The following is a 12881-nucleotide window of genomic DNA, read 5'->3' as shown; positions in this document are numbered from 1 at the left end:
GGGGGAATGAGCTCGTCCCGGACGGGTAAGAGCGCTGTTGGTCCACAAGCGTGGGGAGAGGGGCTTGAACACTCGGCAGCAGATGTCGGCGACCGGCCCTCGCGATCCTGCGCCGGGCCTGGCGGTGTTCCCGCTGGCCGGGCAGCAGGGCGTCCGGGCGGCGGGTGAGGTCGGCCTGACGACACGTGCGATCTGGGAAGGCGTGCTCGAACAGGCTGTTCGCGAGGATGAGGATGTGTATTACCTTGAGCTGTCCGACGTGACGTTCGTCGACGTCGCGGGAGTGGGTGCGCTCGCTGCCGCCGCCGGGCAGCTCCGAAACGGCCGGCGGTTCGTCGTGCGCCGGCCGCCGCCCGCCCTGCGGCGCACGCTGGACCTGCTGTGGCCCGGCCAGGCGGGGATCGAGGTGTCGACATCATGACCACTGCCGTGACCGAGCCCTTCGGGCCCCTCGACCCCTTCGTCCACCCCGCGCTCTTCTACCGGGACGAGGAGGAGTACCTCGACGGCACCCTGCCCTTCGTACGCGACGGACTGGAGGCCGGCGAACCGGTGGCCGTCGCCGTACCCGGCAAGAACCTCGCCCTGATCCGGGACGCGCTCGGGGACGACGCTGCCGCCGTGCGGCTGCTGGACATGCGCGACGCCGGACGCAACCCCGGGCGGATCATCCCCGGCGTGCTGCGCGCCTTCGCCGACGCCCAGCCCGCGGGCCGCCGGGTGCGGATCATCGGCGAGCCCATCTGGGCCGGGCGCTCCGAAAGCGAGTACCCCGCCTGCGCCCAGCACGAGGCGCTCATCAACGCCGCCTTCCAGGGCCGTACGGCGACCATCCTGTGCCCGTACGACGTCGTGCAGCTGCCCGAGCACATGGTCGCCGACGCGTACGCCACCCACCCCACCGTCATCCACCCCGGCTCCCGGACGGAGCAGGACAGCGCCGCCTACGCCCCCGGGGACGTCGTCAGCCGCTACAACGAGCCGCTGGTGCCCGTGGAGGATGCGGTGACGTTCGCCTTCGACTCCGACTCGCTCTCCCACGCCCGGCACGTGGCCGTCGGGGAGGGCGCGCGGCTCGGCCTCGTCGGCGTGAAGCTGGACGACCTGGCCCTGGCCACGGCCGAGCTCGCCACCAACAGCGTGGTGCACGGTGGTGGTTCGGGCGTACTGCGGCTGTGGACCGAGGACGGGTACGTGGTGTGCGAGGTCCGCGACGAAGGGCGGCTCGCGGACATCCTGGCCGGACGCCGGCCCGTGCCCCGCGACCAGCGCGGCGGGCGCGGGATGCTGCTGGTCAATCTGATCGCCGACCTGGTGCGGGTGCACCGGAGCGACACCGGGACGACCGTGCGCTGCTGGTTCGCCCGCTGACCGGCCGCTGACGCTCAGGTGCCCAGCGGGTCCAGGGCCAGCGGCGCGATCCTGCCCTCCAGCATCGCGCCGAGACCCTGCACGGCGCACACGTCCGGACGCTCGGCGATGTGCACCGGCATACCGGTCGCCTGCCGCAGCATCTGGTCCAGGCCCGGCAGCAGGGCGCTGCCGCCGACCATCATGATCCCCCGGTCGGCGAGGTCGGCGACCAGATCGGGCGGGCAGGCGCGCAGGACCTTGCCGATGCCGTCGAGGATCGCGGTGAGGGGCGTCTGGATGGCGTCCCGGACGGCGGCCGTGTCGACCTGGACGGAGCGGGCCAAGCCCGTGGCGACGTCCCGGCCGTGGATCTCCGTGGAGGCCGGGCCCTGCGGGGTGAGGCCGTTGCCGGACAGGGCCAGCTGCAAGGGCCGTACCGACTGGCTCGGCAGCATCAGCTCGTGCTTGTGACGCAGGTGCTGCACGATCGCGTGGTCGACGGCCTCGCCGCCCACCGGGATCCGCTCGGCGGTGACGATCGAGCCCAGGGACAGCACGGCCACCTGCGTGGCCGCCGCTCCGCACACCATGATCATGGTCGCCTCGGGCTGCTCCACGGGCAGCCCGCAGCCGACGGCGGCGGCGATGAGCGTGTCGACCAGCTCCACTCGGCGCGCGCCCAGGCCCACCAGCGTCTCGATCGCGGCCCGCTGGGCCAGTGGGTCGGCGTCGTGCGGGGTGCAGGCCGCGGCCCGCAGGATCGGCTTGCGGCGCAGGCCGCGGCGCATCTTGTCGCCGAGCAGGTGCCGCAGCATGCGCTGCGCCATCTCGATGTCGACGACGGTGCCGCCGGAGACCGGCCGGACCACCCGGATGTAGTCCGGTGTGCGGCCCGTCATCTTCTCCGCGAGCTCGCCGACCGCGATCAGCGCGCCGGTGCGGGTGTTCACGGCGGCGGCGGACGGCTGGTCGACGACGAGGCCGGCGCCCTTGACGTAGACGCGTGTGCGGGCCGCTCCCAGGTCGACGGCGAAGTGGCAGCGGCGCAACTGCTCCAGACTGGCGGTCATGGCAGGTCCTCCCGAGAGCACAGACCGTGGGGGGCCGCCAGGTGGCGGGCCTCGCAGACGTGGGTCCGCCGGGTGGCGGGCCTTTCTCGCATCGTGCGCGGCAGGCGGCCGGGCCGCCTTTCCTGGGGGGCCGGGCGGGGCGCCGCCGAACGGGGGGTTCGGCGTTCGGTCACAGGGAGTGCGCGGCCTCCAGCAGGGGTGCGAGGGACGTCACCGTGGTCTCGCAGCCGGCCTCGCGCAGCTGCCGGTCGGTGGTGGTGTTCCGGGCGAGGCCGATGAAGCGCAGTCCGGCCCGCTGGGCGGCGGCGAGCTCGGCGACCGTGGAACCGATCACCAGGCCGGTGGCGGCGGACCCGCCGCAGGAGTCGAGGGCACGCAGCATGCAGTCCGGGTGCGGGGTGAGGAGCCCCAGGTCCTCGGCGCGCCCGTGGACGGCGGCCAGGGGCAGGGCCCCGTAGGGGCGCAGATAGCGGGGTACGGCCTCGGCGCAGACGTCCGTGATCACACAGACGTGGCGGCCGGAGGCGTGCAGGGTGCGGACCAGGGGCGCGGAGTTGTGCGTCGCCGGTGCGTGCGGCACCGCCCGGAGTTCGATCTCGTCCAGACGCTCCCGCAGCAGCGGCCCGAGCGGGTCGCGTGCGAAGGCCCGGAGCACGTCCAGCGGGTGGGCGAACGTCTCCCGCGCCGCGCCGGGCAGGGCGTGCCCCGGATCGCGGTGCTCGTCGACGAGGGCGAGCAGGTCGAGGACGGCCTCGCGCGCGGCGGTCGCCGAGAACAGGCGGGCCATCGGGCCGTCGAAGCCGAGCAGGACCGTCTCGGCCTCGCCGAGGAGCTGGGCCGGCGGGCGTGGCGCGGGAGCGGCCTCCTGCGGTCCGGGCAGGGCGGCGCCCTCCGGGCCCAGCTGCACCGACGCCGTCACCGACAGCCCGGGCACCGGCCAGCGGCGCAGCCCGGCGTTGACCGCGCGCTGGGCGGCGCCCGCCCGGCGCAGCGGATGCCGGCGGGTGATCCGGGCCGCCTCCTCCAGCAGATGACCGAGCAGCGGCTCGGACACCCGGCCGACCTCCGCCCGCACGAAGGCGACCGGGTCCTCCACGTGCCAGGACAGCTCGACCGCGGCGGCGAAGGCGCCCTTGCCGGAACTGGGCAGGGAGACCCGGTGGTGGGCCTGGTGCGTGGTGAGGTCCACCTCGTAGTACGTCACGAGCCCCGGCGGCCGGTCGCCGTGCGGCCGGGCGGGGTCGAGGAGGGTCAGCGGGCCGTCGGGCCGGGTGTGGACGACGGCCGTGCGGCCCGGGGCCGGTATGCCGAGCCGGCGCAGGTCGCGGGTGATGAAGGGGCCGTGCACCAGGTCGCGGGCCTCGGGCTCCGGGGTCGTGGCGGGGGACAGCGGGCAGTACCAGGCGACGGGCGGGGTGTCCGTGGCGCCGTCCTGGTAGAGGGGCTGGAAGCGCTGGGGGCCCTGGGCGGCCGAGCTGGCGGCGAACTGCTCGTAGACGGCCGGGGAGACGATCACCTGGATGCCGGCGGGCACGGGCGGTGGCTCGGGCGGCGGGGCGGGCCGGTCCCAGAACGTGACGGTCAGGGGCGGCGGGTCCACCAGCCCGGTGAGGACCTCGGGCAGGCCGCGCAGGACGGCGACCAGGACGGGGAGGAGGTAGGTGCCGGGTTCGGTGTGGACGTCGTAGCCGTTGCCGCGGACGCGTACCTCGAATCGGTGGGGGCCGAGCGCGCCGCGGGAGAGCATCTCGTGCACCGCGTACTCGAGGGTGATGCGGGCCTCGGGGTGGCCGGTGAGGTCCTCGGCCTCGAAGAGGATCGTGGGCGCGGTGGGCGCGGTGGGCGCGGTGGGCGCGGTGTGGGCGGTGGGGGCGGTGGGCCCCGGCCCGGACCGCAGATCCGCCCTGAGGGTGCGCAGGCGGTCCCGGGTGGCCGCGGCGGCAGGGCCAGGGATGCCGTCGAGGGGCTCGCCGTACCAGAGGTCGAGGGCGCGCCGGGGGTCGCCGGTGTCGCGCGCGAGGAGCTGCTCGCAGTGCGGCACGTCGACGTACACGTCGGGTGCGTGCAGGGCGTACGAGCGCGAGAAGGAGACCAGGCGGTCGGGGGGGAGCACCTCGCGGACCTCCGCCGCCAGGCGTTCGAGGCGGGCGGCGGCCTCGCTCTCCGGCAGGGCCTCCTCCCACAGGCCCCTGGCCAGCTCGCCGTGGCTCACGCGCCGTCCGTGGTGGAGCAGCAGCATGCACAGCAGCGCCTGGGCCGTCGGCGAGGGCGGCTCGATGTCCCGCGTGCCGTCGCTGATGCGCAGCGGACCGAGCAGGGTGAACGAACGCACCGGCGGCCACGGGGACGTGGCGTGCAGGCGGGTCGCGTAGCGGGCGGCCTCGGGCAGCCTGTGCTGGTCGATCAGGTGGAGCAGTTCCTGATGTTCGTCGGGGATCCGCGCCCCCGGGGCCAACTGCTTGAGCAGCCACCGGAATTCGGCGAAGTCCCACTCGGGATCCTTGCCCAGGGACTCCTCACCCAGTGCGAACCGGCTCAGCAGCAGGGTGCCGTCGGGCCGCAGCAGCAGACCGGCGGGCCCGCGCTCCCCGCGCACCAGACCGTGTGCGTGCAGGGCCTGGAGCCCGGCCACGCCCTGGCTCACGAGGGTGGTGAACACCCGGAAGGAGATGCCCGGCAGCACCTCGGACAGGGTCAGGCCGTCCACGAACTCCGTCACCAGGTACGGCGCGTCGCCCTCCACCCCGGAGTCGAGCACCCGCACGACATGCGGGTCGTCCATCCCCGCCAGCGCTCGCGCCTGCTCCAGGAAGCGGTCGTGCCCGGCGGGCCGGCCGCGGTACCTGCGCACGATCACCTGCCGGTCCGTGCGGGTGTCCACGGCCCTGGACACCCGCCCGTTCCACCCGCGCCGCGCCACCAGCCGGTACCGCCCGGCGAACAGGTCCTCCCCGCCGAGGCGCCGCACGGTCTCCTCGCTGACCGTCGCGAAGGCCGGGCCCGCCCCGCCCTGCCCGCCGGCCGTCTCGGCCCGGAACTCCCCGGCCGCGAGTCCCGCACGCTCGTCGATCAGGCCCCCGACCTGTGCGAGGAACTCACGGGTGCGGCCGCGGGCCGTGCGGGGGAGGGAGCGCAGCAGCAAGTCCCGTACGCCGGGCCGGAACGCGTAGGAGCCGGGTGGGCCGGGGACGGAGGTGAGCATGCCGCTGAGGATCACCTCGGCCAGGTGCCGGGGGCGTGGATCGCGCTCCAGGGTGCGCTGGACGAGGCGCATCACCGGGACCGAGGGCACCGCCAGTGCGAGGTGTCCGGCGAGACGGAAGGCCTCCGGGGACGCGGTCGCGCGAAAGCGCAGGACCAGGTCCTCGGGGGAGGAGGTGGTGATGTCGGGGACGGGTTCGGCGAGGGGTGCGGGAGCGGGCGGCAGCCAGGCCACCGCGCCCGGGGTGCGGGCGCCGCCCGGATCGGCGAGCAGGGCCGCCCAGTGGGCGAGCCAGGGGGCGCCCGGTTCCAGGACCGGCAGCGGGAGTGCCTGGTCGGGGGGCGGTGACGTCTCGTACGGGGTGAAGGCGAGGGTCGCCGAGGGAGCCGCCGTGGACGGGGACGTCAGCAGGCCCGGCTCGGCGGGCAACGCCGTGGTGTGCCACAGGTGTTCGGGCAGGGGCTGGACCACGGCGAGCGGCATGTGGTGGGCCCAGCGCCGCAGGGTGCCGTACCAGCGCTCGCCGGCCTCGCCGGGACGCCACTGCGGGCCCATGCAGTCGCTGACGACGAGGGTGACCGTGCGGCCGTCGTCGAGGACGGGGACCCGGCGGGCCCGGCCGTCGGGTGTGGCCGGGTGCAGGGTGACCGTGCGGAAGATGCCGGACTGGGCGAGCGCCGTGTGCAGTTCGCTCACCAGGGGGCGCCAGACCGGCATGGTGGGGCCGGTGTCGTGCACGAGGTTCAGGCGCAGCCAGCGGTCGGGTGCCGGGCGCAGCACGGGGAACCACACGTCCGGGTGGGCGCCGAGCCGCGCGATCCGGTCGGCTGTCGCCCGCTCGTCGAGCAGGCGCAGATGCGGGGAGGGCACCTTGCGTTGCAGCGGTCGCAGGGCGCGCTGAAGGGCGAGGGGGTGGGCGAGCATCGGGGGCGCGGGCGCGAGGAGGGGCGATCCGCCGCCGCCGGAGTGGTGGTGGGGGTGGTCCGGGGAGCGCGGGGCGGGGAGGCGGAGGGGGACGCGGTCGGGGGCGGCCCGGGCGGGCGGCTCGGCGGTCCGCGGTGGTGCGGGGGCGGCGGGGGCCCGTTCCTCGGGGCCGGGAGCCTCTGCCTCCGGGGCGGGAGCCTCGCGAGCGATCGGCCGACCGGTCTCGGACTCGCCGGCCGGCGGTTCCAACTGACCGGCCAGCCATAGCAGTTCGGCGATCTCCTGGGGCGTCGGCGCGGCGCCCGCCGCCGACAGGGCCGCCGCCAGCCGGGCGATCGGGGACGGCCCGGTCCCGGCCTCAGAAGCCATCGCCGTCGGCCGCCGCGCTGAGGTACGGCATCAGCTGCTCGGCGAGGTCGTCGCGGGACTCGGCGTCCAGGCCCGCGACGCCCGTGAGGTACAGGGCGTTCAGCAGCTGGTCGGTGGCCAGTTCACCACCGGAGGCCCGCTCCAGGAAACGGGTGATCAGGCGGTCCGCGTCACCGTTCGGCGGGTCGAGATGGGCCCGGACGATGTGCGTGAGCTGGTCCCGGTCGGGCCGTCGCAGCTTCAGCCGGACGCAGCGGCGCAGGAAGGCGGGCGGGAACTCGCGCTCCCCGTTGCTGGTCAGCACGACGAACGGAAAGGCCCGGCAGCGGACCCGGCCGCCCCGGACGGTGACCGGGGTGTCCGTGCCGTCGGCGAGGACCTCGGCCCCGCCGTCGCCGGAGTGCCGGGCCGCACGGACCAGCTCCGGGATCTCGTACTGGCCCTCCTCCAGGACGTTCAGCAGGTCGTTCGGCAGGTCGAGGTCGCTCTTGTCGATCTCGTCCACGAGCAGCGCGCGGGGCCGGTCGTAGGGAAGCAGGGCCGTGCCCAGCGGGCCGAGACGCAGGTGGTCCTCGACACCGCCGGGCTTGTCCAGCCCCTCCCGGGCCGCGTACAGCCGGGACAGCGGGTCGTACTGGTAGAGGCCGTCGGCCAGCGAGCTGCGGCTGGTGATGTTCCAGCGCAGCACCGGTCCGAGCCGCAGCTCACGCGCCACCGCGTAGGCGAGGGACGACTTGCCGGTGCCGGGCGGCCCGGTGACGAGCAGGGGGCGGCGCAGGCAGAGCGCGGCGTTGACGAGCCGGACGCTCTCCTCGCCGGCGACATACGACTTCGCCCGGTGCACGCGGTCGGGGGAGACGGCCGTCGCGTCGTCACCGTCGTGCGGCGGCGGCAGGGCGGGCCCACCGTCGAAGGCACGCCAGGGCGGCGGGGCGGGCAGGTCGTCGATACCGTCGTGCGGCTCGTTCCGGCCGGTGTAGACGGACCAGTGCGGCATGGGGAGTGGTCTCCGCTCTCCGTTTTCGTGCGGGTGTCTCTCAGGCGCGTCGCGTGCGGGTGGGTCAGGCCACCGGCGACCTCGTGTGCGCGGCGACGGCGTGCGGGTCGGTGAAGAGCCGCGGGTCGTCCCAGAGCAGCTGGATGCCGTGGGCCCAGTGGTCCACCTCGGCGTGCGCCTCCTCGCGCAGGGCGAGGATGTGGCGGGGGAGCTCGGCGGGCGGTACGGCCACGACGTGGGCGTCGAGCGCGTCGAGGAACGTCTTGCCGGTGCAGCCGTCCGCACCGGCGCACTCCTCCTGCCCGGAGCCGCAGCCGCCACGCGACCACACGATCACCGGGGCCGGCGCGGCGAGCGAGATGTCGAAGTGGGGCCGGGTGCGGGAGGCGGCCGGGGCGGTGCCGAACCCGGCGAGGCAGGCGTCGTGGCGGCGCAGCCGCAACCGCAGCCGCCCCGGCTCCTCCGGCCCACCGCACTCCACCCGGTGCATCCGCGCACCCGGCCAGGAGTCGAGGCGCTTCCACGCCCGGGTCAGCACGTGCCGGGTGCTGGCCTTGCGGCGGGTGTGGTCGGTGACGACCAGCGGGTAGACACAGCCGAGCGGGGTGTCGTCGTCCGGGGCGCTCTCCCAGCGGTCGACCGGCCAGTCCAGCCAGTCCCGGGGCAGCGCGAAGGTGACCAGCTCGTCCGCGCCGGGCGTCAGATACCGGAAGGCCGCCTCGATGGCGTCCCGCACGTAGGCGTGCAGCCGGTGCCGTTCGACCGTGCCGGAGTCCACCGGGTGCCGCCGCCCCTCGCTGTACGCGGACACCTCCACCCGCACCAGGCCGTCGCCCGCTCCGCTGTGCCCGAGCTCGACGAGGATGGGTGACCAGTCGGGCACCGACGGCTCCACGGCGGGGGTGTGCAGCAGGGCCTGGAGCCGGTCGGCGAACCGGGCGACGGTTCGTGCGGCGCCAGGGCCGTCGAGTTCGCACAGCACGAACAGGGCCGCCGACCACAGCGAGTCGAACCCCTCCTCGGGCGGCGGGGGATCGAACGGGTCGGCCGCCGCCGTGTACAGCCGCACCGGGTCGCAGTCGACGCCGGCGCGGGCCGCCTTCTCGACCAGGGCGCGCAGCCGGGCCCGGTCGGCGCCCGTGTGGTCGGCGGTCGGGACCAGGCTCTGAAGGTCCGGCCAGTAGCGGGCCATGACCTGGGTGGGCATCATCCGGCCGGTGCGCACGTCCCGGCCCCCGGAGTCCGCCGTGACCATGCCGACGACCTCGCCGGTGTCGGCCAGGGTGGCGGCGGCCCCGCTGAAACCGGGGGCCAGGGGCTGGCCGCCGGGGTGCCAGGCCTCCAGCTGGAGCCATTCCCGTCTGATCAACTGCGGTGCGGTGACGCGGTATTCGGCGAGGGTGCCCTCGTCGAAACCGTCCGGGAAGCCGTAGACGACGAGTTTGCGGGCCGTCGTGCCGTGCGCCGCGTCGACCGGCGCCAGCGCGGCCGGGGCGATCGGCATCTCCCGGTCCAGTTCCAGCACGGCCAGGTCGCCGGGGTCGGTGACGCCGCCGCCCCAGCCGCCGTGCGCGACGACCCGGGCGGACACGGGCGGGGTGCCGGGCCGCTCCGTGAAGGTCACCGCCAGGTCCTCACCGTCGCCCACGACATGAGCACACGTCAGCACCGTGCTCGGGGTGACCAGGAAACCCGCTCCGGTCACCCGGCCCCGTAACTCGATCCGGGCGTGCCACTCGGCGCTGTTCATGAGGCTGGGCCGGCCCCCGGCGTGGACGTGCCTTCCGGCGTGGACGGGGACCAGGTCAGCTTGACCACCAGATGGCCCTCGGCGGTGCCCTTGGCGATGAACGCGCCCGTCTCGGCGGCCAGTTTCACACCGAACTCGATCTCCACCCCGTCGGGCCCGAGCGAGCCGTCCCGGAAGACGCGCAGCGCCGACTCGGCCGCCGCCCGCACTCCGTCCAGGGCGCCCTCGAAGGTCTGGGCCGCCCGGACCGTGCCGTCGCCGCGGGAGACCAGGCGGGAGCCGGACCGCTCCTCCACCGCCTCGACCGCGACCACGGCCCCGTCACCGGTTCTGAACTCGACCAACCCGTCCACGACACCCCCGTCGTCCGATTGCGCTGGGCAGCACCATTGTGACGGAAGGTACGTGATGACGCAGGAGGCATTCGAACTCACCCACCGACGGTCCCCCGGATCACCCCCAGCTCCACCAGGTCCTGCGGACGGATGCGGAGTTGGTCCGCCGTCGCCTCCACCTCGCGCGGCGGCCGTTTGAGGATGGCCGCCGCGAGTTCCGGGGCGATCACCGAGAAGTAGCTGTCGGCTGTGGCCCAGGTGTTGCCGGGCGCGGCCAGGGCCAGGGCGCCGCCGGAGCCGCCCTCGCCGATCACCAGCGTGGTCACCGGGGTGCGGGCGCTCGCGACCGCGCCGAACAGGTCGGCGATCGCCGCGCCCGCGCCCTGCCGCTCCGCCTCCGCGTCGTTGGCCGCGCCCGGGGTGTCCACGAGGGTCAGCACCGGGATGCCGAGCCGGTCCGCGAGGCGGATCAGCCGGGCGGCGGTGCGGTAGCCGGCGGGACGGGTCGCGGTCCCGGTCTGCGCGGCGTACGCGACCGTACGGCCCTCGTGGGTGCCGAAGCCGCACAGCATGCCGTCCGGGTCGGTGCCGCCGCAGCGGTCGCCGCTGATCACGACCCGGTCGGTGAAGTAGGCGTCCAAGTAGGCCGTGGCGCGCGGCCGTTGCGGCGAACGGGCGCGCCGGACGGCGTCCCGGCCCGTGGCGGGCAGGACCGCGGACCCGCCGAGCGGGTCGGGCGGCGGGGCGGGCGTGGTCGACGGGCACGTCAGCAGCCGCAGCCACCGCCCGAGCGTCTCGCGCAGCTCCCCCGGCTGTACGACCGCGTCCGCCGCGCCCGCCGCGACCTGCGCCTCCGCCGTGTACGCCGCCGGGTCCGCGTCCGCCGGCCGCACCCGGGAGCCGGCGAAGCCGACCTGGGCCCCGGGCAGCGCGAGCACCACGTCGGCGCCCCCGCCCAGGGTGGCCCAGCCGCCCCCGGTGGTCGGGTCGCGCAGGACCGCGACCTGCGCGAGACCGGCCTCCCGGGTGAGCGCCGACTGGCGGGCCACCCGCTGGAGTTGGGTCAGCGCGAGCATGCCCTCCTGCATCCGGCTGCCGCCCGTCGCCACCAGCGGCACGACCGGGAAACGGTGCTCACGGGCGTACGCGTACGCCGCCTCCAGCCGGTCGCCGGTGCCCTCACCGAGGGAGCCGCCGAGGAAGCCGAACTCGAACGCGATCAGCACGGCCCGGGTGCCGCCGACGCGGGCGGTGCCGCAGACCACGGACTCCTGCTCGCCGGTGCGTTCGGCGGCACGGGCGCGCAAGGCGTCGTAGCCCGGCCAGGCGAGCGGGCCGTCGGGCTTCGGCCTCCGTGCGGGAGCGGGCAGTTCGGCGAAGGTGGCGTCGTCGGCGAGGGCGGTGACGACCGCCCGGGCGGAGAGGCGCTCAGCCATGAGCCAGCGCCCGCTTCATGATCTTCCCCATGTCGTTGCGGGGCAGCGCGTCCAGGTGGTGGACGACCCGCGGCCGCTTGTGCGGCGCGAGCCGCCGCGCCACATGGTCCGCCAACTCCTCCAGCGCGGGCGGGGACTGCGGATCCGCCGGCACGATCCACGCCACGATCCGCTCGCCCAGGTCGGCGTCCGGCTCCCCGGTGACGGCCGCCTCCCGCACCCCGGGGTGTTCGAGGAGCGCGTTCTCGATCTCACCGGCCCCGATCTTGTAACCGCCGCTCTTGATCAGGTCGGTGGCCTTGCGGCCGACGATCCGGACGTAACCGTCGGGGTCGCGCACCGCCATGTCGCCGGTGCGGAACCAGCCGTCCGCGGTGAAGGCGGCGGCGGTGGCGTCGGGACGGTTGAGGTACTCGGTGAACAGATTCGGCCCGCGCACCTGGATCTCACCCACCGTCTCCCCGTCGTACGCGGTGACCTCCGAGCCGTCCTCCTCGACCAGCCGCAGCTCCACGCCCGGCAGCGGCACGCCGACCGTGCCCGGGCGGGCCTCGCCGTCGGCACGGACGCTCGTGTTCATCAGCGTCTCCGTCATGCCGTACCGCTCGATCACCCGGCGGCCGGTCGAGGTCGCGATCCGGCCGTGGTCGTGCACGGGCAGCGCGGCGGAACCGGAGACCAGCAGCCGCGCCCCGGTCAGCGCCTTGACCAGCTCCGGGTCGCTCGTCACGGCCTCCGCGATGCGGTGGTACATCGTCGGCACGCCGAACAGCATGGTCGCCCCGCCGTTCAGCTCACGGGCGACGCCCTGGGTACTGAAACGGCCCAGGTGCCGCACCGACCCGCCGCGCCGCAGCGGGCCGAGGATGCCCAGGACGAGCCCGTGCACATGGAACAGCGGCAGTCCGTGGACGAGGACGTCGTCGCCGGTCCACTGCCAGGCGTCGGCCAGCGCGTCGAGGGTGCTCGCGATGGCCCGGCGCGGGATGACGGCGCCCTTGGGCGGGCCGGTGGTGCCCGAGGTGTAGACGATCAGGGCCGGTGCGCTCTCGTCGGCACGGTCCTCGGGGGCGGCGCCGGTGCCGTGCACGTCGACGTCGACGCGGGGCAGGTCCCGCACGGGGGCCGGGAGTTGGTCGTCGGGTGCCGTGAGCACCAGGTCGGGGGCGCTGTCGGACAGGATGTGCCCCAGCTCCTTCTCACCCGACCTGGGGTTGAGCGGCACGGCCGGGACTCCGGCGAGGAGTGCGGCGACCACGGCGACGGCCGTCTCCATCGTGGGCGTCGCCCAGACAGCGACCCGGCGGGCATCCCCGAAGCGTTCCGCCGCCGCACCGGCCGCGGCGGCGAGTTCTGCGTACGTCAGGGAGCGCTCGCCGAACCGCAGGGCGGGCCTGTCGGCGGAGCCGCTGGTCAGGGCCGGGAAGAGAGAGGTCACGCGTCAC

The 12881-nt window shown here is 75.3% G+C and carries 9 protein-coding genes; 2 read left to right on the top strand and 7 right to left on the bottom strand.

Annotation, left to right across the window (positions count from 1 at the left end; genetic code table 11):
* Positions 1–82: 82 nt before the first annotated feature.
* Together ACIRDU_RS03685 and ACIRDU_RS03680 are read left to right on the top strand one after the other, a co-directional pair.
* The gene (locus ACIRDU_RS03685; protein ID WP_403575133.1) at positions 83–421 is read left to right on the top strand and encodes an STAS domain-containing protein; all 339 of its coding nucleotides are present in this window, start codon (positions 83–85) and stop codon (positions 419–421) included.
* Positions 418–1371 (top strand): anti-sigma factor RsbA family regulatory protein, encoded by a 954-nt coding sequence (locus tag ACIRDU_RS03680; protein ID WP_403573892.1) that lies wholly within the window; start codon positions 418–420, stop codon positions 1369–1371. The genes ACIRDU_RS03685 and ACIRDU_RS03680 overlap by 4 nt, the downstream gene beginning before the upstream one ends.
* Positions 1372–1385: 14 nt before the next feature.
* Here ACIRDU_RS03680 and ACIRDU_RS03675 read toward each other — a convergent pair whose 3' ends face one another.
* The 7 genes from ACIRDU_RS03675 to ACIRDU_RS03645 all read right to left on the bottom strand — a co-directional run bounded on the left by ACIRDU_RS03675 (position 1386) and on the right by ACIRDU_RS03645 (position 12874).
* On the bottom strand, positions 1386–2423 hold the full coding sequence (locus ACIRDU_RS03675; protein WP_403573889.1) for a rod shape-determining protein: 1038 nt from the start codon (positions 2421–2423) through the stop codon (positions 1386–1388).
* 169 nt (positions 2424–2592) lie between these two features.
* Positions 2593–6918 carry an SAV_2336 N-terminal domain-related protein gene (locus ACIRDU_RS03670; RefSeq protein ID WP_403573886.1) on the bottom strand — a complete coding sequence of 1442 codons (4326 nt, stop codon included), beginning with the start codon at positions 6916–6918 and terminating at the stop codon, positions 2593–2595.
* A complete protein-coding gene (locus ACIRDU_RS03665) occupies positions 6908–7915 on the bottom strand; it encodes an AAA family ATPase (RefSeq protein WP_403573883.1) in 1008 nt (335 codons plus the stop codon). Before ACIRDU_RS03665 ends, ACIRDU_RS03670 begins: the two co-directional genes overlap by 11 nt.
* A gap of 64 nt (positions 7916–7979) precedes the next feature.
* Positions 7980–9665, bottom strand: a complete 1686-nt coding sequence (locus ACIRDU_RS03660; protein WP_403573880.1) for a trypsin-like peptidase domain-containing protein — start codon at positions 9663–9665, stop codon at positions 7980–7982.
* Positions 9662–10018 (bottom strand): CU044_2847 family protein, encoded by a 357-nt coding sequence (locus ACIRDU_RS03655; protein ID WP_403573877.1) that lies wholly within the window; start codon positions 10016–10018, stop codon positions 9662–9664. Before ACIRDU_RS03655 ends, ACIRDU_RS03660 begins: the two co-directional genes overlap by 4 nt.
* 77 nt (positions 10019–10095) lie before the next feature.
* On the bottom strand, positions 10096–11436 hold the full coding sequence (locus ACIRDU_RS03650) for a carboxyl transferase domain-containing protein (protein ID WP_403573874.1): 1341 nt from the start codon (positions 11434–11436) through the stop codon (positions 10096–10098).
* Complete coding sequence (locus ACIRDU_RS03645) at positions 11429–12874, bottom strand: acyl-CoA synthetase (protein WP_403573872.1); 1446 nt, start codon at positions 12872–12874, stop codon at positions 11429–11431. Before ACIRDU_RS03645 ends, ACIRDU_RS03650 begins: the two co-directional genes overlap by 8 nt.
* Positions 12875–12881: the final 7 nt, after the last annotated feature.

The sequence above is a fragment of the Streptomyces sp. NPDC093598 genome (genome assembly GCF_044764825.1).
Lineage (GTDB): Bacteria > Actinomycetota > Actinomycetes > Streptomycetales > Streptomycetaceae > Streptomyces.
The sequence above is the reverse complement of the archived record's forward strand: the minus strand, read 5'-3'. Positions and strand labels throughout refer to the sequence as shown.

Coding starts and splice junctions, on each gene's coding strand:
- ACIRDU_RS03685 (WP_403575133.1), top strand. CDS start 83: ATGTCGGCGACCGGCCCTCGCGATCCTGCGCCGGGCCTGGCGGTGTTC.
- ACIRDU_RS03680 (WP_403573892.1), top strand. CDS start 418: ATGACCACTGCCGTGACCGAGCCCTTCGGGCCCCTCGACCCCTTCGTC.
- ACIRDU_RS03675 (WP_403573889.1), bottom strand. CDS start 2,423: ATGACCGCCAGTCTGGAGCAGTTGCGCCGCTGCCACTTCGCCGTCGAC.
- ACIRDU_RS03670 (WP_403573886.1), bottom strand. CDS start 6,918: ATGGCTTCTGAGGCCGGGACCGGGCCGTCCCCGATCGCCCGGCTGGCG.
- ACIRDU_RS03665 (WP_403573883.1), bottom strand. CDS start 7,915: ATGCCGCACTGGTCCGTCTACACCGGCCGGAACGAGCCGCACGACGGT.
- ACIRDU_RS03660 (WP_403573880.1), bottom strand. CDS start 9,665: ATGAACAGCGCCGAGTGGCACGCCCGGATCGAGTTACGGGGCCGGGTG.
- ACIRDU_RS03650 (WP_403573874.1), bottom strand. CDS start 11,436: ATGGCTGAGCGCCTCTCCGCCCGGGCGGTCGTCACCGCCCTCGCCGAC.